Here is a 23,576-nt window from a genome sequence, read left to right as displayed (position 1 = left end):
ATGGAGTTCAGGGATGATTCTCTGGGCTCTTTTTGTGATTCCCCGCAACAACGGCTAATGATCCCCTTTCCCTGTATGTAAAACCGATTTAACCGCTTCTTCAATCTCCTTATAACCCGTACATCTGCAAATATTGGACTCCAGCCAGTTTTTTATCGTTTCATCACTTGCATTCGGCTCAGTATTCACTAAAGCATGACAATTCATGAGAAAACCAGGTGTGCAATATCCGCATTGAAACGCGAATTTTTCAATAAAAGCCTTTTGAATCGGCGTATTGATCAGTCCTTCAATTGTCGTAATGTCCTTTCCTTCCCCTTCTGCCGCAAGCATTAAGCAAGATTTCATCGGTATCCCGTCCGTTAATACCGTACAGGCGCCGCAATCCCCATTTAAGCAGCCCGGCTTTGAACCAGTTAATCCGAGACGAAGACGGAGAGCAAATAACAAAGTATCGGCCGGTCTGACAGTCATCTGTCTTTCCTCGCCATTTACTTTCAACGTAATAGGATCAGACATGAGAACCTCCTTCTAATTCTTGTAAGGCATCTAAGATTGTATGCTGCAAGACAAATATCCGATATTCACTTGAGCCTTCTGCATCATCAAGAACAGGTTTGGGTACATACTGTAAAGATCTGCGCACTCTATCTTCTGCTGTGCCGCTTTTATCGTTAAGCACAGCCTCCATTTCAGCAGAACGAAAAGGAAATGGACATACGCCGCTGAAGGCCATTCTGATCTCATCATCTTTTTTCAGCGCACAGACTGTCACCAATGGATAGCCGACATTCCACTGCTGTCTTCTTTTGATACTGACAAACGGCAAGTCAACATACGCTCGATCGACAACGATATGAAATAAAAAATCTCCTTTTCGCAACTGTATTTCCTTGTTAAATACTTTATTTATGGGACGGTAATGAATCCCCGCTCTCCCTGCAATCCCTAGCAAACTATCAGAAATCAGCAGCGGCAGCACGGCCTCACGGTAATAGATGCCCCCGCAAATGTTTCCGCCCAGGCTGATTTTATTTCGAGACGTCCGATCCGCAATTTCACTTACTGTTTTACTTAATAGCGGAAATGGATTTTCTTCCTCCAGTTTCGTTAGTGACACGCCCGCTCCGATCACCAGATCATGTTCATAAAAACGGATGGCGTGAAATCCCGGAAGTGCGTTCATATCTATCACTGCATCCGTATAGACGATATTCAGCCTTCCTAACGTGATAATTTCCGTGCCGCCGGAAAAATACAATGGTGTTTTCTTTTCGGCCGCAAGCGAGTGAAACAGACGGGTTGTTTCTTGAATGGTCTTCGGTTTAAAATAGTCGAAATCAAACGGTATCATCTTTCCACCCCATTTGCGTCCTCCATAATTGTTCGGGAATGAGAGGAAGTTGATTCAATTGGACTCCTAAAGCGGCGGAAAGGCAATTTCCTAATGCTGCAGGCATCCCCAACAGTCCGTGTTCCCCGCCGCCGCGCGCTCCATAAGGCGCAATCACATGCGGGGTTTCAACAAATTCAATGATATATTCAGGCTGCTCTCCATAGTGAAGGGGTCTGTATGTTCTGAGTTGAGGATTTAATACTCTGCCATACGGATCAAATACAAAGGTTTCTCTTCCTCCAAATGCGATTCCCATACTCATCCCTCCCATCACTTGACCCCTTGCAGCTTTTTCATTCAGTACAGTTCCTATATCTACAACAGAATAGGCTTTTGTGATCCGATACGTATAATCCCGCTTATCCAACTCAACTTCAATTCCCTGAGCACCTACAGCCCATTCGGGTCCCGGCTTTCCTCTTCCCGTTTCCCTGTCTAAATTCGTCATCCGGGTTAATGTGTAATGGCCGCTCGCAATGATTTGGCCGCCGATGGTATTTCCATTTGGAAACGTATATCCGTAAGCAATGTCTTTTATGTCAACATGTACAGCATGATAATCTATAAAATAAACTTTTCCGTCTGCCACTTCCAATTCCTCGACAGGAACCCGCAACACGCATGATGCCACTTCCTTAAGCTTTCGAATGGCTTCTTCCGCTGCATTCAGTACGGCTCTTCCGGCCATTAACGTCCCTCTGCTCCCCACGGTTTTCCAATGCTCGGGCGTTGTTTGGGTGTCTACAAGCATTTTTACGTGAATTTTGCTTATATCCATTTTCATTCGTTCCGCCAAGATTTGGGCTAACACTGTTTTTGTCCCTGTTCCAATTTCCACTACCCCTGACATCAAATTAATGCTTCCATCGGGATTAAAGGTTAAAATCACCCCGGACGTTGCATTTGTATCAAATGTTGAGGTTTTCCAAATACAGCTGATCCCCTTCGCCCGTATCTTCCGGCCGTCGATTTCAATTCTCTGTCCCTCGGACCAATTCATTAATTCCTTCAATCTCTCAATGCATTTCGGCACATTTCCGACCGTGCTTGAATTGAGAAGAACTTGAGTAGGTGTAGTATCACCGGGACGAATGGCATTTTTATAGCGGAGTTCTAACGGGTCCATGTTCAGCTTTTCCGCCAATACATCCATCGTCCGCTCAAAGGCAAATAACACTTCAGCATGGCTGTAGCCCCTGAATGCACTTGGATATGGATGATTCGTATACATACAATATGAATCACACGATATATGATCGATAGCGTACGGACCCGTACAATCAACCACCGCAGCCCGGCTGATGTCCACTCCTTTATCAGAGTATGCTCCGCCATCAAATAAAAGCTGAATGTCTGCCGCCTTTAAAATTCCATCCTTTGTGGCCCCTAATTTGACAATGGCATCCAATCCTATATGACCGGGAGATGTGATCATATCCTCTTCTCTCGTATTAAATAATTTGACGGGCCGGCCTCCGACTGCTTTTGATGCCAAATAGGCAATGACCTCTAACTGAACGGCTGCTTTTCCCCCGTACGCCCCTCCTACTAAAGGGGTTTTGACGATAACCTTTCCGGGTTCAATTCCAAAGTACCACTCCATTAATTTTTTAATGGCAAAAGGAGCTTGGGAGGATGTAGTAATGATAATCTCCTCATCAGCCCGAATTTCAACAATCGAGCACCTTGTCTCCATAGCCGCATGATCAGAAGGGTTAAAGGAAATTTGGAATTCTGCTGTCACATCACTTTCCTTAAACCCGTCTTCAATATTTCCTTTTCTGATTTTATCCAGGTTCGCAATATTTGTCTTCGGAACCGGGAATACACCTGCCTTCTTCTCATAGCGGTCAACATGTTCATGGACGAGGGGAGCATCTTTTTGAAAAGCCTCACGGGGGGAATTGACGACGGGAAGAGGTTTATAGGACACTTTAATAGCATCCGCGGCCTTTTTGGCTATGATTGGATTTTCCGCCACAACTACAGCAACCGGCTCACCGTGGTACCTGACCCTTTTATAAGCAATCGGCGGCCTGTCTTTAATTTCTTCACCTGCAAGCGGAAAAGGTTCATCGCCCAATATCGCTTTCACTCCGGGAATCTTCCAGGCTTCTGAAAAATCAATAGACGCAATATCGGCATGAGCATATGGGCTGATCAGCATTTTTGCGTGTAATGTGCCTGTTGCATGTAAATCATCAGTATATTTCGCCTTACCCGTCACTTTTTCAAGAGCCTCTTTCCGAATGACACTTTTCCCGATATACTCCAACTTATTCACTCCCCGAATTTATTCAGCAGGAAAGTATAATCTTCAACCGTGTCTACGTCATAAAAAAGCAAAGGGTCTTGAAAGCTGATCATTTTTCCCGTCTTGATCATACTTTCACGGATCACGTGCCGGGCGCCCTGATCTCCCTTTAACTGATGCAAGACTGGAAAACATTGATTTGAGAATAAAATGGGGGGCATAGGAAGATGCTGATTTTCAGCGGCGATAAATGAATAGCGGCGCTCCTTTTGATAAGAATCAATCAACGTATTGATGATATCTGCGGTGACAAACGGCTGATCTGCAAGGAGAATGATAACGGCGTCAGCCTCGTACGCTGCCGCTTTTTTCAAACCGCATTGTATAGAATGGCCTTGGCCCTTACCCGCTTGCTCACATTCTGCCTGGCTCCACTTATTTGAGATGGGATTTAAAAAGAAAAAATCCGAAAGCCAATGCAGTGAATCTCCCTTTCTCGTTATAACGAAGATATGATCTAATTTAGATAACAGGGCATGTTTAAGCGCCATACTTCCGAGGGAGACTCCATTGAGAAATAAACTGCGCTTATCCGTCCCCATGCGTCTGCTTGTACCGGCTGCCAGGTAAATGCCTGCTGTTTTCATAAGCGAGCCCTTTGTTTTCGCATTTCTTTAATCATCTCGCCAACAATGCTTACAGCAATCTCCTCAGGCCCTTGTGCTCCGATGGAAAGCCCAATGGGGGAATGAATATCCTCGGGAATCTCAGCTCCGCCTAATAGCCGCTCGGTGCGCCTTCTGGGGCCTAATACACCTTTATAAAACACATTCTCGTTTTTTAATGTATGTAAAATGATCTGATCTTTTTGAAAGCTGTGCGTCATAATGACAACAAAATCCCTTTTTGTCATGCTCAGGCCTTCTATGACCTCTTCCGGTGCTCCTATTATCAATTGGCCGGCTTCAGGAAAATGGCCGTGATGACATAAAGCGGGACGCCAGTCAATCACCGTCACATGAAAGCCCGCACGAGCCGCCAACGAAACGAGCGGCCTTGCATCTTCTCCTGCTCCGAAGACGTATAGACAAGGTTTTGGAACCATCTGATGGATAAAAAATAAATCAGATGTATGTTCATCCCTTTTGATTCCCTTTTCTGTCTGTCTCAGTTTTTGAATACAGCCTGGTTCCATATCCCCGCTTCCAAACACTGTGCCGTCTTCAGCTATATACAGATCTTCCTTCGGCTCTAATGTTTCAGTGAATCGTTTCACTCGGGTCACAGACTTTTTTTCATCTAAGCATGTCTTGACTGTTATCAGATTTCGTTCCAATTCCCCTTTTACAGGCTCAAGCAACACCGTCAAAACACCATTACAGCCAACGCCCTGCCCCCAGGATAAATCGTCCTCCGCGCTCATATCAAAGCGGACAATCAACGGCTCTCCCGCAGCCCAGATCTGCTCTGACCTTTCAGCAAGATCTTCTTCCAGACAACCGGCGGATAACATTCCGACTCTTGTTTTGTCCCCTAAAATTAACATGGAGGCCCCTTCCTTCTTATAAGCGGACCCCTCTGTTTTAATGATGGTAGCCAGTACCTTAGCTTTCGCAGAAGCCGCGATGACATCCAAAATCCGGTGTATATCATCCATTTGATTTCCCCCGCTTTTACCTGATCATCTGTATATCCATATTCTTTTTTCCAGAGAACATTACAAACTCTTCAGCAGTTTCTTCGTTTCTAAAAAAAAAGAGTCTTTATAGACCTTATGACCGGGCAGCGGGTGTGACTGCATGCCGGAACGGAGAGATTCCAATAACATGTTCTGTTCCTTCTGTTTCCAATTGTCTGTTTCACCCAGCTGTATTCCTTTAAAACCCGCAAAAAATTCACTTAACACTTGTAAATCATTGCCCAGCTCCCTTTTGTCACTTGAAGATAAAGCTCCTTCCCTTTCCCATTCTTTTAACGTTTTCACGACATTGGATATATACTCATATCCAGCATTCATCTTTTGCATCTCTGTTTGATATCTTGCAAGAATGATTTTATGTTTTTTTCTGATGGGGTTGAATTTCAAGCTCTCAGAGGCTGTTTGCAGCATCTCTTTTGCCGTATGCAGCTCCTGCAGAAGGTTATTCACTCTATCTTCCATGAGCGTCCCTTTTCCTTGTCCCCACTCTGATTGCACCCATTTGGAAACGTCTGAAAGTGTGTCAGAAAGCTGATGAGCCAATGTTTGAAATGAGTCCGCTGCCCTTTTTGTATAGTCCGGCGGAAAAAGAAACATATGAACCAGAATCGCGATGACGACGCCGATCACCGTATCGATGATCCGATCCATTGCATAATCTTTAGAGTGTCGTTCAAACGTAAATACCAATAAAATGGTGAGGGCTACCTGATGCAAAACCGTTTCATCTATTCGCAACCACTTTGCAATGTAAGTCCCGCCTAATAGTAACAGCCCCAGCATCCAGCCATTCATGTGTAAGTAACTGACAAGATAAGAGGTTAACATGATTCCGATGACCGTTCCCGCAATCCGATGAAAAGAAAATCGAACCGACTGATCTATGGTCGATTGCAAACATAAGATAACGGATAGAGGCGCTAAATACGGGTGTTTAGAACCCGCCAGTTTTGCCGCTTCCCAAGAAACCGCAGAGGCAATCGCCATCTTCCAAACCAAGGATGTTTTGTTTTGGTTTTTTTTACTTTTCTTCATCATACGCCCCCTCCTTTCAGAAACCTTTTCAACTAGGTTTCCGTTGCGCAAAGGGATTTATACTGTTGTATGGAAAAAGCGGAAGAAGCTGTTGTTCAAAGGGGGATTCTTGAATGATGGATTCTTTTTGGGGTTGGGGAAACATTAGCTTAAGAACCATGAGGCGTAAGATTTGGCTAGAGGAGAATCCTATTCCATTTAAAAAAAAGTGAAGGTAAGATCCGATTAAGGCAAACGGAAAAATGATCGTCATCGTCGGCTACACGCTCTTATACAACTCCTGCGGCATGCAGCTCGTCACTGATAAACACTTTAAATCAAAAGCCGAAGTGTTGAGCACAGGAACCGATGTCTCTTAACGGTGAAACGATTAGTCGACAAAGAGCCAGAGCCAAAAAAAGTATAGAACAAATGTCGGCGAAAGAACTGCTAAAGGAAGTGGATACTTTAGAGGCTGAGAGAGTACAGGTATATGAAGTGAGGGATATTTAGGGTTCAGAGATGATTCTCCGGGCTCTGTTTTACAATCGAATATAAATCATCAAAAACCTCTCAAATAAAGTTTGAGAGGCTCGCTATCAAACATGAAAAGTATTCATATTGCGATCAGACCTTATGATTCCGTCTACATTCTCGGCAATCGATTTATAATTTTGTTTTTTTGATAAACGATCATAATCCCCAACAATATAAAACTCTTTTTTTGCACGTGTAACTGCAACATTAATTAAATTAGGCTTTGAGCACGACCAATTTGCCGCTCCATCACTATTTTGATCCGTCCCCACTACAAAATAAACAGTGTCGGCTTCCTTTCCTTGAAAAGTATGAATAGTTCCTATTGAACTACGAATCCAATCATTCACTATTTTCTTTGGTACTCCCAATTCTGCCAACCGCTTTTTAATCGTTTTTTTGAGGCCATCTTTCACTGCTGTAAAAGGAGTAATAACATATATATCAGGAGCATTTGATGCATTTTTCCATTCAGAATAAATTTCCTCCGCTACTAAATCTGCCTGTTCTTTTACAAACTGTTTATTAGTTGCTACTCCCTTACAGTCAAACCATCCGCTTCTCCCTTGTTTCTTTACAGCTAAAACCATTTTATTATCATAAGCAATTTGATTGGAGATTGTAAACATCGGATCTAAGCATCTCCTGTGAACCCATAAAGGAGTACCTATCCACTGTCCTTTACTGTTATACATTCCAAATGGATTCGCCACATCCGCCAGTGACTGTACAGAACTCCCTATTTCAATAAACCTATCTTCAATACCATAATATTTTTTTATATCTCCTAATATTGTTCGATCAATGGTGACAACCGGTTCTATCTGGATTGGATCACCAACAACGATAGCTTTTTGAGACCTCCATAATGCACCTGCTGCTTGTTGCGGAGTAGCCTGCCCCGCTTCATCAATAAACAAGTAACGAATAAAATCACGTCCAATTCCTTTATACATTGTTCGAACGCTGGCAAAGGTTGTACTGATTACTGGTGTGATTAAATGGATTACTCCCCACATATGTTGTAAACACATTCTATGCTCAGTCTGATTTAAATCTAACTTACTTCGATAATTTAACAAACGCAGACTTGATTTTATCGCGCTATAATTAAATATCAAAAACATTTTGTGAATCTTCATACCCTTCAAAAAAAGAAGTCCTCTTTCAAAATTCAATTCATCTGTTAGCCAGGGAGTATTTAATTGCCTATATTCGTATGTACTTTGAGTGTCACTCCAATAGTGATCATCGGGTATTACTAATCCCTGTTTATTGTATTTATTGTTGATAGAATCCCGAAATTTGTTTAACTCCAACCTCATTTGATTTGACCTCTTTTGCAAGAGACTTATTTCTTTCTCTTCATTTTTTATTTTCATAGTTAGTTCTTTCAATTGACTCTCTAGCTGTAATCTTTTATCTCTATTTTTGCGAAAAACTTTTTGCAAAAAGGTTGGTTTAGATAGTGATAACCCGTAAATTTCTTGCTCTAATAGCTGCTTCTTCTGTTTATAATGATCTGCCTTTAACACCGACTTTTCTTTTTCTGCCTCTAACAACAATAGCTGATTATCTATATCCCTAATTTTTGTGAAATTTTCGCATAAAGATTGCAACTCTGCTTTTTTCTTTTTTACTGACTTCAATGTTTGTTGGAAATCTGCTACAGCATCTTTCCAATCTGTCAAACTTATTTTTTTATTTTCCTGTTCCAATTGTTCAATAAATGACAGTTCACACTCGTCATTATTTCTATAATAGAGTTTTTTATAATAATGCGAGATATTCCCTGATTTTCCTAAAGACGCCGAAAATAAACCCCAAGTATCTGTATTTTCTCGGAGAAGAGCCTTTGCAGCAAAGGGATACAATGATAATTCCTCTGCTTCTAATGCATATGCTTCTTCATAATAGGAGAATTTACTTTTATCCGTAACTTTTCGTATTATTTCATCTTTTTTTGGAAGGTCGTTTGAAATATTTTCAACCGCACCGTTATTACTTGAAGCCACTACCATAGAATACTGATTAATAGATTCATTTATTTCATAAATAGTATATGGATAGCCATCTAAATCTAGTCTCTTCACCTTTTTCAGAGCTTTTTCAGGATGTTCAAAACACGCCATTTTTTCTGCTTTTTCAACCATAAGATTTGCAAAAATATCTTTTAACAGTGTCGTTTTTCCTGTTCCTGGTGGACCATTCACAGAACTTATCTTTTCATTGTTATTTACAATTTGATTTACAGCTACTTGCTGCATTAAGGATAATCTATGTTCTACAGGGGACGGCCACCTGCCGTTAGGTACATTTTTAGGCTGCAAAACATCTTCAATTACAACTCTATTTTCATCAATGTTCGTTCTATTATCAACCCCTTCAATAAATTTCCGTAGTGTCTCATTTTCTCCTTGCGAGATGATGTCACCCAAGTCATCTAAGAAAAAACTATGAAAATTATTTATCTCTCCATTTTGCCCAACCTTCAATATTTCTTTCTCAAAATAGTGAAGTGCTAGGTTATCTATTCGTAAAAAATACCGTTCGTAAACTTCAAGTACTTTCATAAGGGCTTTCTCTGTTACTCCATTTACAAAAATGACATCAACCTGTTCCTCAAATAACTTCAACTGATCTCGAAATGTAGTCATTAAATCATCATATGTCACTTCAAGATGTTCGGTTATTAATTTCATCACATACATAAGTACAGGTACAAATACAGAATCCTTTATATAATTGCCTGTTTGGTCAATTAAAAAAGACACGCTAAATAGCATTTTCTGGCCTTTATTAATCATTTCTTCATTATTTCGGAATAGATCACGTAGATAGCTAACAAGTTTATGTTGCTCAAAGCAACCTAAATAGTAACGAAATTGAATAAATTTATTATCAGAATCCTTCAAATGATGCCTCTCCCAAGGCCTTTCAGAAAAAAGAACTTGTTCTGTTTTCTTTCGTTGTTGACCATCTAAAAAATAGCTTCTGCCCAATTCATCTCCTATACCATTAACTCCGCTTGGTGATAAAGCCTCAACTAAATGCCATGCCTTTAATACCGAATTTACATCTATCTTTCTCATAATTGCCTCCTATTTTGTCAACGTTAATCGGTTATTATTCTCTTTATATTGATCTAACTGGAACCATCTCTCTTCTCTTTTTTCGACACAATTGAATATATATTGAATAAATACTACATCTTACTTTTAATCTAAGATTACCTTGTCAATTTATGATACGATGGAGTAAAAAGACAATACAGGGGTAGTCATATGAGTGAACTTGTGTTTTTAAAAAAAGATTTTAATACAGAACAAATCCTCGCCTTAAAGGAAACTCAATTAGATAACAAACCGGTTGTATACATTCTTTATAACGAAAAAAAGAAACCGACTGCATATATTGGGCAGACTGTACAGGCCACACGACGATTGAAAAATCATTTGAGAGACAAGAAGCGAAAAAGTTTAACGCAAACCATTTTCATTGGTCATGAGAGATTTCACCAGTCCGCATCCTACAATATTGAGACAAATCTTATTAATTACTTTATTGCTGAAAATCACTATCAATTGCAAAATGTTAGTCAAACTAGATCGAGAGAAATGCATCATTATTATCAAAAGAATTTTTATAACGAACAGCTTTTTGAGGAGATATGGGATCAGCTTCGGAAAGAGAACATTGTCAACGACACTCTTGAAAACCTCAGAAATAAAGACATTTACAAACTATCTCCGTATAAAGAGCTCTCTCCCCAGCAGGTGGAGATCAAAAATGAAATTCTTGATTTTTGCAAGGTGCATATTGACAAATCAGGTAACCATGTCATTTCTATAGAAGGAGATGCCGGAACAGGGAAAAGTGTCTTACTGAGCTCGCTGTTTAACACGGTTCAGGATTTATCTAAAGATGAAAGTTCACATTTAAAAAACAAGAACAATTACTTACTTGTAAACCATGGTGAAATGCTGAAGACGTATAAAAGCATCGCAAACAGCTTACCAAATCTAAAGAAAAAAAACTTAATGAAACCGACCTCCTTTATAAATCAAATGTCAAAAACAGGGGAAACAGCTGATATTGTATTAGTAGATGAAGCTCATCTGCTTTTAACAAAAGAGGATAAATACAATAATTTCCACTATCAAAACCAGCTTGAGGAAATCATTAAACGCAGTAGAATCACTATTGTCATCTTCGATCCTAAACAAGTGTTAAAAATTAAAAGCTATTGGAATGAAAGGTTGCTTGAGGAGATCACCAATCAATATCATGCGAAAACAGTAAAGCTCACGGAGCAAATGAGAATGAATGCAAATCCAGATACACTAAAGTGGATCAACCATTTTGTCTCAAAACAATTGCTCCCTCTGCCACAAGAAAATAATGATACTTTCCAACTCAAAATCTTTGAGAACCATGCTGACTTTAAAGCTGCAATTGAGAAAAAGAATAATGAAGTGGGTCTATCACGTATTGTCTCGACCTTTGATTATATCCATAAAAAAGATGGTGCTACTTATATGGTCGATGAGGAAGGCATTAACATGCCATGGAATTCTACAAATGACAAATGGACTTGGGCAGAACATGCAGATTCGATTAAAGAGGTCGGTTCCATCTATACTGTTCAAGGCTTTGACCTAAATTATGTTGGCGTCATTCTAGGACCTTCTGTCAGCTATGATTGTGAAAAGGATGAGCTTTTCATCGACACTGCAAAATATAAAGATACAGGCGCATTCACCAAACGAGATGACATGTCTGCCGAGAAAATTAAGAAAATAAAGGAAGAGATTATTCTAAACTCTATCAACGTCCTCATGAAACGAGGCATCAACGGTCTTTACATTTACGCAACGGATGTAAAATTAAGAAATAGATTGCTAGAGTTAAAAAGGAGCAGGAAAAAATGAGCGAAATCAAAGATTTAATTAACACGATTAATGAATTTAGAGACGCACGCAAGTGGAGACAATACCACAACCCAAAGGATCTTGCCATCTCCATTTCAATTGAAGCAGCCGAGCTGTTAGAAGACTTCCAATGGAAAAGCAGCGAAGAAGCACTCAAAGCAAACGAGGAAAACATTCGTGAAGAAATTGCCGATGTTCTTATCTATTCGCTGATGCTTTGTTCAGATCTTAATATGGATGTGAAGGAGATTATTGAGGAGAAGGTTGTGAAGAATGGTCGGAAGTATCCGGTCAAAGCGTAATTATATTTCCTTTCCATTTAGATCGTCATGCATCAGAAAATAAGTGCATGACGATCTTTTAATTATGTGCTTGGGAATGGTTAACAAATGATTGGACACTACTCTTTCTAATTTTAAACAAAAGAAATAATTTTGAAGTTGATGAGAAAACCTTAAATAATACTAATATTTATATCTAAATGTCCGCGCTAATTCAGCTCAGGATTTTTCCAAACTTTTTCCTCCTATAAATTGAGTGCGACTCAAGATAGTCAATAAATTTAACAACAAGAGTTTTCTCATTAGGAACTTTGAATACATTTCTTTTTATTTTTCTAATGTTGTTATGTTATAAATAATAATTCGCACTTTAAATAAACATATTAATTTTGAATCTAAAAGCTTTTTTTCAAAACCTTATCATTAAGTAATTCTATAAGGTATGGTTTTATAGAAGTAATAATGATAGCTCTTATTTTCTTTAACTGCTTTTCAGATGGCTCGCCTCTCATATTAAACATTTTTAGCATAAAATTGTAATCATTATCTCCATTAAAATTATTGTACTTATTAGGCGTGAATACACCTTGATCAAAAATGTACTTTAATATTTTTCTTGAGAAGTATTCAGAATTTAATGTGATAAATTCATTTGCTTTAACAGCATGGAATAATTTAAACAATTTTTCGTTAACTAATGTAAGTTCATTTAAATCTTCACGATCAAACTTCTTAATACAAGAACTTCCAATAGGAAAAAGTGTGTTTTGATTATTGATATTCTTAATTGTAAATAAATATCTAATATTTTCTTTACCACATATACAAGAAGATTCGTTATCTTCATCTTCAATAACATCATCAATTTCCCATTCTAATACAGCAGTATCCCATGACTTACTTACCGATTTTTCAATGACTGTTTTAATTAAATTTTTTACATAAATTGAACTCATATTGCCCTCCTCTTATTTAATATTTTTTTGATTGATAAGATTCATATGTCTCATTGATCGTATACAAGCTACATAGAATTTAGATAATGTTTGAAGTACACACTCATATAATTAATTTGGGGTGTTTTGTGACAGGTGAATATTTAGGATAAAATGACTTTTTGAGCCAGTTCATTCAAAAAACTCTCTTGAGGTCTGTTTGTTCTTTCAAATATATCTTCTTTCATTTTAGACAAAATAGAAATAAAATCTTTGTCCTGCATTGGTAGTATTAAGTTCTTGTTATCTCTATAATAGTCAGCACATCTCTGAAAAAGTACTTCCTCGTTACTACAAGTACGGAATACCATAAAACCTACTTTTCCTCGATTTGGAGAAAATCTTCCGTTTAACTGATCCAGTTCAGGGTTAGCAACATCCTTCGTGTAATTTTTACATTCAACAAAAATGTATGCTGAAGGAATATCCTTAACCGTTTGTAAATTAAAGAAGAATCCTTCTTCTGCAGCATTGTTATAAGATAGGTCTATTCTCTTTCTTCCTTGGTTTATCTCTTTTTATTTTACAGGATTTGTTAGACTTGGATAAAATAAAAAATTCATACAAGCAATAATTTGATTATGAAATTTGTTTGCCTCATCTGTTCCTGGATTGATTTCAGAAAAACCTGTAATCAGTCTATCGATAATATCTAAGTAAAATTCATCCCTATAATTCTCAAGTATATCTTCGTTAGACAATGATGATACTTTTCTTTTTGCAGATGCCTTAAATGACTCAAAGAAAGCAGGATGCTGCTTAGTGAACTTTCTCAAGTAATCTTTACTATAAGCATTATACTTTTTGGCAACTTCCTCTTTAACTACAAAAGTTTTGATTTTTCCACTTTTTAATTTCTTTCTTTTAACTAAACTTGTATTTAATCGTGACTCTTCACTTACTAGGAAATTCAATACAAAATGACGTGCATACTGCTCTGAATCATAATAGTAACCCCTTTTTCTGCACACAATAGACTTAGGTACTAGAAGTATGGGTTTATCATTTATTACTAGCATTTCTTCATAGCTTGCCGTCCATTCCAAATTTTCGGGATCCCAGTACTCCCTTGTTGCAATCCCGTTCTCTAACTTTATACCATATAGCTCACACTGGCTTTTAGTATATTCAATTAGGTGTTTTCGGATTACATTTGTACATAGATCAGATATTTTATCATGAGAAATATTATCAACAAATATTTTAATATCTTTAACACTGGAAATTAAACCATCGTCAAGCGCGTTACTATCCAAAATGTACTGAAATAGTTCTGAAGCATCATCGCCCCCTATACTTTTTCCTTTTACACCTGTCTTAGATAACCCTAAGCATGTTTCATATGGCTCCGTAAATCTAAAATTCCTTCGAGCTTCCTCTATATCTCCATTTTTGAATTGCGATAAGGTATATTGAAAGAAGTTTTCGAGAGTAGCATGTGCCTGTTGAGACCATCTATCTTCTCTAATAGATAGAAAATATGGATCTAGAAAAAGTGGCATATCATTTTCATAATCAATATCTACAAAATCTAGCTCATTTTGTTTTCTATTGAGATTAAAGTATTCACTTATTTTCATTTATTACACTCCTAAACTGATAAAATAATTTTTTTCTAAGAAATTAATATATGGGGATAAAGCCACAAGCCATTTATTAAATTTCTTATGTCCGGAGCATTTTTCCTATTATCTTCAGTTGTCCATGCAACCGTACTGTTCGTTTCCTTTAAACGTTCTATAAACTCCTCAATTACCTCTACCTCACTGTCTGTATAAACATAGAGTTTTCGCAATGTTTTATCTTGTGGTGTGCCAATCGATAAATGCCTTGTTCCAATGAGTATAATTTTATCATTCTCATCAATACCTAATTCACCAATTACACCTTTGTTAGCCCTTATCGTTGCTATTTTCTCTTCCTTAGTTATTGAATTAGGGATTTTGTCGTTAAGTTGCTCAAGAAATGATTTGAAATCAAACATGGTGCCATTCTTTTGTAGATCGAGTTCAGAAATGATATCCTCTTTATCTTTCTCTTTTATCCAAACTACAAAATTCCCCTTCAAATGATTTCCATATGTTTTAAGTTTGATAATTTTGTTAATTCGTCTCAAATGTATGTAAAGTTCGTCTCTTCTGGCTGAATCCTCTTCCGAAAGAAACATCATAAAAACAAATCTCCCGTTATTAATTTTGATCTCAAAAGCGGTCATTTTATCTTCTGAGTTTAATCCTTCTAAATATACTCCTAGAAGATTAGTAAAATTGAATTTAGTTTCCACTCTAATTATTCACTCCCATAATTTTTTTAGACTGTTGTAATCTATTTGTTCATCTTGGCACTACTTATGATACGGCTCCCCACGATTAATCCGAAAAGCCCGGTAAATCTGCTCCACTAAAATCAGACGCATGAGCTGATGAGGAAATGTCATTTTTGAGAATGACAGTTTGTCGTCTGCGCGTTTCATGACGGCGTCGCTTAAGCCGAGTGAGCCGCCGATGACGAAGGTGATTTTGCTTTTTCCATAAGTCGCCAGCTTATCTATTGTATCGGCCAGTTCTTCGGATGTTTTCATTTTTCCTTCGATGGCGAGGGCGATGACGTGGCTATCCGGGCTGATTTTGGCCAGGATGCGTTCGCCTTCTTTGTCTTTGACGATTTTCATGTCTTGGTCGCTCAGGTGTTCCGGCGCTTTTTCGTCCGGGAGTTCAATGATGTCGATTTTTGCGTAGGCTGAGAGTCGTTTTTTGTATTCTTCAATGCCTTGCTTGAGGTATTTTTCTTTTAGTTTTCCGATGGTCACAATATTGATATTCACAGGTCATCCCCACTTTAGAAACAAGTTATTCATATATATTGTCCACAATTGTGGATATCTTTTCTGTATTTTGTGTAGGATCATTCGTTCCCTACTAGATATGTTGCAGTGTCCCCACATAATTCACAGGCTGTGGATAAACTGTTAGTATGTTCGATTTTTCTGATTTCGGGCGGAAGCTCATGATCATCTATGTACATGTCCAGCACGGTTTCGATATGTTCTTCACAAGAATAATAAGCGGTTTTCATTGTTACATCCTCCGGTTTTCTTTTGCACGCGGCAATTGTTCTCTTCTCAATATAACCTATTTATACACATGTTAGTAGTGCTTCGGGCTGAGTTTTATCCACAATTCGGCAAATCACGCGCAAAAAGAGCCGGCGTTTGCAGCATCCGGCTCTTTACGTGTTTTCTCTTTTTTCTAAGCGAAGGACGAACAGAATTCCTAATAGACACGCCAGCAGCGTACAGCATACATCAATCCAGTCCGGCTTTCCGCCGTTTAGAAAAGAGTTGGTTATCACGGAAACCAGGAGAATGGTTACGGTCACCGCGGCAAGCTTTTTCTTCATCGGCTCCCTCCTTCATCTGACTGTCTTCTGCTTTTACGGTGCAAATTCCTCTATTTCTTTTTCTTGCTATATAGCCTTATCATGAGGGTCACAACGATATATACAATCATAATCAATGCCCCGTTACTCACATCAGGGTATCCAATCAACATATTCATTATGACAAAAACAATGGTTATACAAATGACGGACAACAATAAGAAGAGACTGAATGATTTCAAATGAACACCTTCTTTCTTGCAGTAACGTTTCATTATAAAAAGCTTACCAAAAGCGGCAAGCTCTTCCCACATGTTCATACTCTTCAAAACCCGCCCATCACCTGCACATCGTACAGTTTGAGGTGGCTTTTCGGCGTGATGATGTCTTTCAGGCTGGGAATGGTCCGGTCGTTCAGTTTTTTGCCCGTTTTCAGATCGAAGGATTCGATTTTGGCGGACTTTTTGTAGCTGTACGTGAACAGATACAGCTTTCCGTTTTGATGGGTCAGCTCCTTGAAGTCGGCTTTCATTCGTGATACGGGGAGGGTGAAGGCCTTTTTGCTTTTTCCGGTCTCAGGGTTGATGCGGTACACGTTTCCGAAGCCGTCAACGAAATAGAAGCTGCGCCGCTCCATGAAAAAGCTTTTTTTGAAGCTGAACGGCATGGAGTCATAGATAGTCTGTTCGTCATTTTTATAAGCGGCGATGTCATATGTTTTGATAGTGCCGCTCTTTCTCATAACTTTCACCATTTGGTAGATGTGTTCTGCTTTTTCCCCTCTGGTGACAAAGCAGACGGCGCCGTCGTCCGCAGCGAGCTGGGATTCGACTGACGTGCCTTCTTTATACGTCCATGTCGCAATTGATTTTGTATGGAGCTTTTCTTTATCGGCCTGAATGTCTTGTATGTGATAGCCTTTTTCGTCATCTGTCGGCGTGAGCGCGAAAAGATGATCTTTAAAAAAGCCTGAAGCGCGGATATAGTGCGGGATGACGTCTTGCTTCCACCTGCCGTCAATCTGGCGGTACAGCTCTGAGCGGTAGCTGCCGCCGCTCTTGTCGTAGCCCGAATTGTACAGCGTGTAAAAGCCTTTCGTCCGTTCGATATACCCGGCGCTGTCTCCCGTATGCTGGTACGCTCTTTTATACGTGTGAAGACCATTTTGAACGGTGTAGATTCCTTTTTTGTCCTCCAGCAGCACGCTGCCGTCATGCACTTTGGCCGATCCGAGCTCAAGCCCATTCATTTGATAAGAAGAGAGCCGCCCCTTTTTATCGGCGAAGAGGGCATAGCTTTTTCCGCCGCCGAATGTGTCTTGATCAGCCGCAGTGGAGAAATACAGCAGCGCTTCTTTATCTTTCAGAAAATCAGGATCATTTAATATTTCCCTATCAACCTCCGCAGGCTCTTCCGTGCGGAAATAGAAGAAGCATAAGACCGCTGCAGCAAGGATGAACACTAAGGGTATCCAGATAATTTTTTTCACGTTGTTCCCCTTAGTGAATGGTCAGAATCGTGGTCGTGTAAGACGAGCTTGTGATGTCGCGCGGATATACGCCTAAGCCGCCGTTAGAGTCGATATCAATCCCGGCTTTTAAAAGGAATGCCGACCACAGCAGTTTTGAGCAGTTTTTGGCGCCTTCATGGCCCGTATTTCTGTTATTGACGAAGTTGAAGGAGTATTCATCACCCACTCTTGATACGGCCCAGTCAGCGGCGGCTTGTTTTTGGGCATCAGTGACTTTCACGGTCTGGACGATTGAATTGTCTTCGACTTCTCTTCCGTTATAAGCGATCTGGCGGACGCCGTCTCCCGGCACGGATTCGACAATTTTATCAGCGGATGAATACATGCCGACATGCCCGTGGTTGTAAAAAGCCGTGTATGAGTTCGTGTAATAAATATTGCCTTTTGTGCTTTTCGGAAGTTTTTTTGTGCCTGATGATCCGCCCATTGCAGAGAGTCCGTCTTTGGAAGCGATTACATTTCCTTGCACCTTATCTGCTGTGATTTCTTGATGAAACTGCTTGAGAATCGCTTCTGTTGAAACGTGTTTCTGCTCAGCAAGCTCTTTGGCGGATCGGAGAACGTCTTGCGGGGTTGTGCCCTGCTGAAGCTCTGCGATTTCTTTTGCGTAGCGGGCTGCTTCTGTTTCTTTCGCTTTGACATTCATACCGGAGAACGACAGAACCATGGTGAACGACAGGGCAAACGGGAGGACGGCTTTGAACAGCTTTTTACACATATTACTTCGCCTCTTTTCTCAAAGTATAATTTTTCCACATTTGCATTATATGACGGAATTGTGATAAAAAAATAGCCAATTTACAGATTTTTAAAAATTTTATAACAATAGTAAAAGATATGCATAATCGTCTTATCAAATACATAACAATCGGGTCGTTGCGGTTTTCTCATTGGGGTTAGGGTGCATGGGCATGCAGGAAGGACTACGGCAGCCAGAGGGAGTCATGCCGTTCCTCTCGGGGTGATCAATGTGGATTGGATCGAATGAAGAGCTTGTCGGAAAAGCACTCGGCGCCATACAGAAAAATTCTTTACCTCGCGATGCAGGCCCGCTCAGAAACGATCTGCATAGGTTGATCCGCGGGTGCCGATTGAAGAGACCGGCGGCGCCATGAAGGAGGATGGCTGATCAAAGGCGTCCCCCTGCCGTGAGCTCGGTAAAGGCGGATCAGCTTGATGCCGATGAAACGCCGCGATTTCATTTAGCTGCCAATACGGAGCCCGTCCAAAAACTTACCGCCATTGCCCGGGAAATGAATAACAAAAGAGGCCCATCGTGCGGGCCTCTTTTCATGACAGCTTTTTGCTCATAATCACATCGGTCTCCAGGAATCCCGTCTTCTCATACAGCTTCCGCGCCGTTTCGTTATGAGCGAATACATGGAGAGAAATCTTGCGGACACCCAGATCTTTGGCTTTGTCCTCCAGCCTTGCGAGTGCCTCTTTTGCATAGCCTTTGCCGCGGAAGGGCGGATGAAGGCCGAAATCATAAATAAATGCGTCGTGCTGCGGGTGATCCGGATCGGCGTGCAGCCACAGCCAGCCGGCATTTTCCTTACCGTCTAATGTCAGCGTCCATAAATAGTGATCGGCCGTTTCCAGGCCGTCAGGAAGCAGGTCTTCAAACGCCAGCTCCGCTAATTCCGGCGCTTCATCAGGCAGCCACGTTCCTGCTTTTACCTTATCTTCAGCGTAATGCTTTGTTGAATGAGCGAGATAGGACTGAAATTCTTGTCCTGTCATCGGCTGCAGCGTGATAGCCATTGAATCACTCCTTACAAAACACAGACTGAAAGCGGTTCATGAAGTATTATCCGAAGGCTCCGTTTTCCGCCGGTTTTATGATTTGTTCGGCTTGTGCCGTTGAACCAGTTTGCGCAAATAATCCAATCGAAATGAGACTTGCTAAAGCTGCTGAGAGTACAATGAATTTACATGTTTTCATTACGAATCCCCTCCGTCAATCTCAAAATTTGGTCATTGGCATCAATTGATTCCTGAAAATACTTCGCCGCCAGTTTGTAATTCTCCTGTTTTTTAAAATGCGTTGCGGCTTGATACGATAAATCGGAAACGTCACTCCACAGCTCTTTCCTTCTTAACTCGGCGAAAGCTGATTCAAGCGCTTCTTCACTGTGGTCAATAAATACATGCTGTAAGATGCGCAGCTTTTGGGTATATACGGGCTCGTTTTTGTCTTCTGCGGCATTCAGCGCTTTATGCAGCCAAAACCGTCCCTCATCCGTCTGTTCCTGCTTCAATAATACTCTGGCCAGCATGTACAGACTCCGCACCGAATACGCTGATCGCAAATGCTCCTTTTGATCGAGAGCCATTTCAAATTCGACTCGCGCCTCCTCCAATTTCTCCTGTCTTTCATAGCAAATGCCTGCGTTAAAGTGGGCGAGCGCTTCAATGTGCGGATCGCCCGCTTTGGCGGCTTGATGGACTGCCGTCTGCAGGAGCTCTTCAGCTTTCTGGTAGTGAAACAGGTCCATTCTGTTACAGCCGATCACCATTAAACACTGTGCTTCTCTGACCGCGTACATTTCGTTCGCTTTGTAGATCTCTAATGCTTTTTCCGCATGGTTCATCGCAAAGTAGTTTTGGCGGATTTCATAATAGGCAATCGCCACTTGATAATTAAACTCGGCTCTTTCAATCTCATTCGGTATGTGCCGGAGCCTGCTTTCAGCAATCCGGTAAAAATTAATGGCGTTCATGAACCGTTTTTGGTAAAACTCGTGCATTCCGGAAAAAAAGTAATAATAGTATTGAATCATCTGGTCTGTTTTTTCTTTATCAGCGGTCAGCTGGATCGTTTTTAAAATGCCGTCTGTTTTCTCATACTCTTCCATCAATAGCTTATAGCGGGAATCAATTAAATTAAAATAAAGGAGCACCGTTTGATTTTGTGTCATATTTTGCAGATCTGTAAGCAGTTGTTCTCTTAATGCCTCAGCCGATTCGGTGTTGTGCTTTTTGATTTCTTCATACCAGTCACTGATTTTTTTCGCAACAGTTTCGTGGGCCATCACCTCAGCCATCTGTCAGGACACCTCCCTTTCCCATTTTGTGTAATAAATATATCATATTTACAGGGTCAAAAAGAGGGTGACAGCCGGCTAGTTTCCTCGTGGCAACAAAAAAACCTCCGCAGGTGCGGAGGCGCATATTTTATAATAGTTTTTTTCCCAACAAAGATTCCACCAGCTCAACCGCTGTTTTGCCGGTTTTGTTTTTGTGATCGAGGATCGGGTTGACTTCGACAAATTCAGCTGAGGTGATAATGTCGGCATCATGCAGCATTTCCATTGCCAAATGGCTTTCACGGTAGCTGATGCCGCCGACGACAGGCGTCCCTACGCCGGGCGCGTCGCTCGGATCGAGGCCGTCGAGATCAAGGCTGAGGTGAACGCCGTCACAGTCTGACAGGTAGTCAATGGTTTCTTCAATGACCTTCGTCATGCCGAGGCGGTCAATCTCATGCATCGTATAAACCTTCATGCCTGTTTCCTTAATGTATTCACGCTCGCCTTCGTCAAGCGATCTCGCGCCGATGATGACGACGTTTTCCGGCTTGATTTTCGGGGCATAGCCGCCCAGATTCACCAATGTGTCGTGCCCGACGCCGAGGCTGACGGCCAGCGGCATTCCGTGAATATTGCCTGACGGCGATGTTTCCAGCGTATTTAAATCGCCGTGCGCATCGTACCAGATGACGCCGAGCTGTTTATAGTGCTTGGCCGTTCCCGTCAGCGTTCCGATCGCGATGCTGTGATCGCCGCCCAAGACGAGTGGGAACCGCTCATTCTCAATGACGCTGTCCACCTTGTGGGCGAGCTGCTCGTTCCCCGAAAGCACAGAGTTCAGATTTTTCAGCTCTTCATCATTTTTGAGTTTTTCACGATTGACGGGGATGTCGCCTAAGTCTTCCACCGCATACCCCATGTCAGATAACCGTTCAATGAGATGCGCGTAGCGGATGGCGCTTGGGCCCATGTCCACTCCGCGTCGTGCTTGTCCTAAATCCATCGGCATTCCAATAACTGAGATATTCTTGTTCATCCGTTTTTCCACCTCAACATGTTGTATGTTGTCCTGTGCGGGTTTCTCAAAGATGACTTGGACACGAAAAGATTTAAAGCTCTATCTGTTTTTCTGACTGTTTATGCTTTTTTACATACAGATGATAGACGATAACGCACACCGCCATGAACGGGATGCCGCAATAAAGGGCGAGCCGCTGTTCTGAATCAAATGCGAGACTGATCAGAACGACCGTATTTAACGTCAGCCCGACAATAGGCAGCACCGGGTACAGCGGTGTTTTAAACTTAAGGTCTTTCACTTTGCCGCCTTCGCGGATGTATTTCCGTCTGAACATCAGCTGCGACAGAGAAATCGTAATCCAGCCGACCTGCGCGCTTAGTCCGGCTAATGATAAAAGAAACATATAAACGGTTTCCGGCGCTGCCACTTTAGACAGCAGCGACAGGCAGGCGACGGCCAGCGTCACAATCAGCGCGTTCATCGGCACGCCGCGTTTATTTGTTTTGCCGAGCGCTTTAAAAGCTTGTCCTTCGTTCGCCATGGCATATAGGATACGCGTCGATGCAAACAGGCCTGAGTTGGCCACTGACAGCAGCGCAATTAAGATAACAAAGTTCATGATATCAGCGGCATACGGGATTCCGATTTGTTCAAACACCACGACAAACGGGCTTTCGACCACTCCCGCCTGCTTCCACGGAATCATGCCGGCAATGACGATGATAGAGAGAACGAAGAAGACAAGCGTTCTCCATACCGTCTGCCGGATAGAGCGCGGAATCGTTTTCTCGGGGTCTTCACTTTCTCCCGCGGCAACCCCGATCAGCTCCGTTCCCTGGAACGCGAAGTTTACGGTAATCATCGTAACAAGCATCGCCTTCATGCCGTTCGGAAACAATCCATCCTCATAAAAATGAGAGAAGAAAGGTGCCTGCTCGCCGTGTTTCAGATCGATCAGGCCGAACATGGCGGCGCCTCCCAAAATAATAAACAGCAGAATGACTAAAATTTTAATGCCGGAAAACCAAAATTCCGACTCAGCGAACGCTTTTGTGGTAATGGCGTTCAAAAGAAACATCAGCCCGACAAACACGAGGCACCACACCCATACGGGAACATGCGGAAACCAGCGGAGCATCAATTGTCCCGCAGATAAAAACTCAATGGCGCATGTCACCGCCCAGCCGAGCCAGTACAGCCAGCCGAATGCGAAACCGAAAGCGGGGCTGATAAATTTGGTGGCGTACGTCTGAAACGACCCTGATACGGGAAGGGCAACCGCAAGCTCGCCTAAGCAGAGCATTGTCAAAAACATAATAAAACCGCCGACCAGATAAGACAGAACCGCGCCCAGCGGTCCCGCCTGGTTGATTGTATATCCGGTACTCAGGAAAAACCCGGTGCCGATTACTCCGCCCAATGAAATCATAAACAAATGGCGCGATTTCATTGTGCGCTGAAGCTGATTCTCTTTTTGATTTGTATTCACTATTCTGCACCCCTTCAG

23 protein-coding genes and 1 pseudogene are annotated in these 23,576 nt (G+C 41.3%); 4 read left to right on the top strand and 20 right to left on the bottom strand.

Features of this window, described 5'->3' with window-relative positions:
• Positions 1 to 54: 54 nt before the first annotated feature.
• From ICW23_RS07190 to ICW23_RS07165, 6 genes are read right to left on the bottom strand one after another with little or no spacing between them, the layout of a single operon-like run.
• A complete protein-coding gene (locus ICW23_RS07190) occupies positions 55 to 519 on the bottom strand; it encodes a (2Fe-2S)-binding protein (RefSeq protein WP_045925593.1) in 465 nt (154 codons plus the stop codon).
• Positions 512 to 1,354, bottom strand: a complete 843-nt coding sequence (locus ICW23_RS07185) for an FAD binding domain-containing protein (RefSeq protein WP_064779195.1) — start codon at positions 1,352 to 1,354, stop codon at positions 512 to 514. Before ICW23_RS07185 ends, ICW23_RS07190 begins: the two co-directional genes overlap by 8 nt.
• The gene (locus ICW23_RS07180; RefSeq protein WP_188154238.1) at positions 1,341 to 3,671 is read right to left on the bottom strand and encodes a xanthine dehydrogenase family protein molybdopterin-binding subunit; all 2,331 of its coding nucleotides are present in this window, start codon (positions 3,669 to 3,671) and stop codon (positions 1,341 to 1,343) included. The genes ICW23_RS07185 and ICW23_RS07180 overlap by 14 nt, the downstream gene beginning before the upstream one ends.
• Positions 3,672 to 3,676: 5 nt before the next feature.
• Positions 3,677 to 4,297 carry an NTP transferase domain-containing protein gene (locus ICW23_RS07175; RefSeq protein ID WP_188154237.1) on the bottom strand — a complete coding sequence of 207 codons (621 nt, stop codon included), beginning with the start codon at positions 4,295 to 4,297 and terminating at the stop codon, positions 3,677 to 3,679.
• Positions 4,294 to 5,307: an XdhC family protein gene (locus ICW23_RS07170; protein WP_188154236.1), complete on the bottom strand. Its 1,014-nt coding sequence runs from the start codon at positions 5,305 to 5,307 to the stop codon at positions 4,294 to 4,296. The genes ICW23_RS07175 and ICW23_RS07170 overlap by 4 nt, the downstream gene beginning before the upstream one ends.
• A gap of 60 nt (positions 5,308 to 5,367) precedes the next feature.
• Positions 5,368 to 6,384, bottom strand: coding sequence for an FUSC family protein (locus ICW23_RS07165; RefSeq protein WP_188154235.1), 1,017 nt, complete (start codon positions 6,382 to 6,384; stop codon positions 5,368 to 5,370).
• 218 nt (positions 6,385 to 6,602) lie between these two features.
• Here ICW23_RS07165 and ICW23_RS07160 point away from each other — a divergent pair.
• Positions 6,603 to 6,865 (top strand): annotated as a pseudogene (locus ICW23_RS07160) (fructose-bisphosphatase class III); the annotation flags it as partial.
• Between the two features lie 97 nt (positions 6,866 to 6,962).
• Here the strand turns inward: ICW23_RS07160 and ICW23_RS07155 are convergent.
• Positions 6,963 to 9,992 carry a DEAD/DEAH box helicase gene (locus ICW23_RS07155; protein ID WP_188154234.1) on the bottom strand — a complete coding sequence of 1,010 codons (3,030 nt, stop codon included), beginning with the start codon at positions 9,990 to 9,992 and terminating at the stop codon, positions 6,963 to 6,965.
• 192 nt (positions 9,993 to 10,184) lie between these two features.
• Between ICW23_RS07155 and ICW23_RS07150 the strand changes: the two genes are divergently transcribed.
• Positions 10,185 to 11,831, top strand: coding sequence for a DUF2075 domain-containing protein (locus ICW23_RS07150; protein ID WP_188154233.1), 1,647 nt, complete (start codon positions 10,185 to 10,187; stop codon positions 11,829 to 11,831).
• Positions 11,828 to 12,133, top strand: a complete 306-nt coding sequence (locus ICW23_RS07145) for a nucleotide pyrophosphohydrolase (RefSeq protein ID WP_188154232.1) — start codon at positions 11,828 to 11,830, stop codon at positions 12,131 to 12,133. The genes ICW23_RS07150 and ICW23_RS07145 overlap by 4 nt, the downstream gene beginning before the upstream one ends.
• 374 nt (positions 12,134 to 12,507) lie before the next feature.
• On the opposite strand, the gene ICW23_RS07140 is transcribed toward ICW23_RS07145, so the two are convergent.
• The 8 genes from ICW23_RS07140 to ICW23_RS07105 form a co-directional block, all read right to left on the bottom strand.
• Positions 12,508 to 13,068 (bottom strand): hypothetical protein, encoded by a 561-nt coding sequence (locus ICW23_RS07140; protein ID WP_188154231.1) that lies wholly within the window; start codon positions 13,066 to 13,068, stop codon positions 12,508 to 12,510.
• Between the two features lie 557 nt (positions 13,069 to 13,625).
• Positions 13,626 to 14,687, bottom strand: coding sequence for a hypothetical protein (locus ICW23_RS07135; protein ID WP_223152276.1), 1,062 nt, complete (start codon positions 14,685 to 14,687; stop codon positions 13,626 to 13,628).
• Positions 14,688 to 14,722: 35 nt separating this feature from the next.
• Positions 14,723 to 15,391 (bottom strand): hypothetical protein, encoded by a 669-nt coding sequence (locus tag ICW23_RS07130; protein ID WP_188154230.1) that lies wholly within the window; start codon positions 15,389 to 15,391, stop codon positions 14,723 to 14,725.
• 60 nt (positions 15,392 to 15,451) lie between these two features.
• Positions 15,452 to 15,931: a 23S rRNA (pseudouridine(1915)-N(3))-methyltransferase RlmH gene (gene rlmH, locus ICW23_RS07125; protein ID WP_188154229.1), complete on the bottom strand. Its 480-nt coding sequence runs from the start codon at positions 15,929 to 15,931 to the stop codon at positions 15,452 to 15,454.
• A gap of 80 nt (positions 15,932 to 16,011) precedes the next feature.
• Positions 16,012 to 16,182, bottom strand: coding sequence for a CxxH/CxxC protein (locus ICW23_RS07120; RefSeq protein ID WP_004393147.1), 171 nt, complete (start codon positions 16,180 to 16,182; stop codon positions 16,012 to 16,014).
• Positions 16,183 to 16,335: 153 nt separating this feature from the next.
• Positions 16,336 to 16,506, bottom strand: a complete 171-nt coding sequence (locus ICW23_RS07115; RefSeq protein ID WP_004393146.1) for a hypothetical protein — start codon at positions 16,504 to 16,506, stop codon at positions 16,336 to 16,338.
• A 304-nt stretch (positions 16,507 to 16,810) separates the two neighbouring features.
• Positions 16,811 to 17,974 carry a hypothetical protein gene (locus ICW23_RS07110; RefSeq protein ID WP_188154228.1) on the bottom strand — a complete coding sequence of 388 codons (1,164 nt, stop codon included), beginning with the start codon at positions 17,972 to 17,974 and terminating at the stop codon, positions 16,811 to 16,813.
• A gap of 10 nt (positions 17,975 to 17,984) precedes the next feature.
• On the bottom strand, positions 17,985 to 18,734 hold the full coding sequence (locus tag ICW23_RS07105) for a YiiX/YebB-like N1pC/P60 family cysteine hydrolase (RefSeq protein WP_047477375.1): 750 nt from the start codon (positions 18,732 to 18,734) through the stop codon (positions 17,985 to 17,987).
• A gap of 403 nt (positions 18,735 to 19,137) precedes the next feature.
• Here ICW23_RS07105 and ICW23_RS07100 point away from each other — a divergent pair, with 403 nt between their 5' ends.
• Positions 19,138 to 19,329 carry a hypothetical protein gene (locus ICW23_RS07100; RefSeq protein WP_188154227.1) on the top strand — a complete coding sequence of 64 codons (192 nt, stop codon included), beginning with the start codon at positions 19,138 to 19,140 and terminating at the stop codon, positions 19,327 to 19,329.
• Here ICW23_RS07100 and ICW23_RS07095 read toward each other — a convergent pair.
• From ICW23_RS07095 to ICW23_RS07080, 5 genes are all read right to left on the bottom strand, one after another.
• Positions 19,307 to 19,780 carry a GNAT family N-acetyltransferase gene (locus ICW23_RS07095; RefSeq protein ID WP_016937383.1) on the bottom strand — a complete coding sequence of 158 codons (474 nt, stop codon included), beginning with the start codon at positions 19,778 to 19,780 and terminating at the stop codon, positions 19,307 to 19,309. The two genes, ICW23_RS07100 and ICW23_RS07095, sit on opposite strands and share 23 nt — an antisense overlap.
• 46 nt (positions 19,781 to 19,826) lie before the next feature.
• Positions 19,827 to 19,961, bottom strand: a complete 135-nt coding sequence (locus ICW23_RS19090; protein WP_007407881.1) for a hypothetical protein — start codon at positions 19,959 to 19,961, stop codon at positions 19,827 to 19,829.
• Complete coding sequence (locus ICW23_RS07090; protein WP_016937382.1) at positions 19,948 to 21,063, bottom strand: response regulator aspartate phosphatase; 1,116 nt, start codon at positions 21,061 to 21,063, stop codon at positions 19,948 to 19,950. The genes ICW23_RS19090 and ICW23_RS07090 overlap by 14 nt, the downstream gene beginning before the upstream one ends.
• Positions 21,064 to 21,193: 130 nt before the next feature.
• Positions 21,194 to 22,084 carry an arginase gene (rocF, locus tag ICW23_RS07085; RefSeq protein WP_016937381.1) on the bottom strand — a complete coding sequence of 297 codons (891 nt, stop codon included), beginning with the start codon at positions 22,082 to 22,084 and terminating at the stop codon, positions 21,194 to 21,196.
• 73 nt (positions 22,085 to 22,157) lie between these two features.
• Complete coding sequence (locus ICW23_RS07080; RefSeq protein WP_016937380.1) at positions 22,158 to 23,558, bottom strand: amino acid permease; 1,401 nt, start codon at positions 23,556 to 23,558, stop codon at positions 22,158 to 22,160.
• Between the last annotated feature and the right edge of the window lie 18 nt (positions 23,559 to 23,576).

This window comes from Bacillus sp. 1021, from assembly GCF_014534735.1.
GTDB classification, from domain to species: domain Bacteria; phylum Bacillota; class Bacilli; order Bacillales; family Bacillaceae; genus Bacillus; species Bacillus siamensis.
The sequence above is the reverse complement of the archived record's forward strand: the minus strand, read 5'-3'. Positions and strand labels throughout refer to the sequence as shown.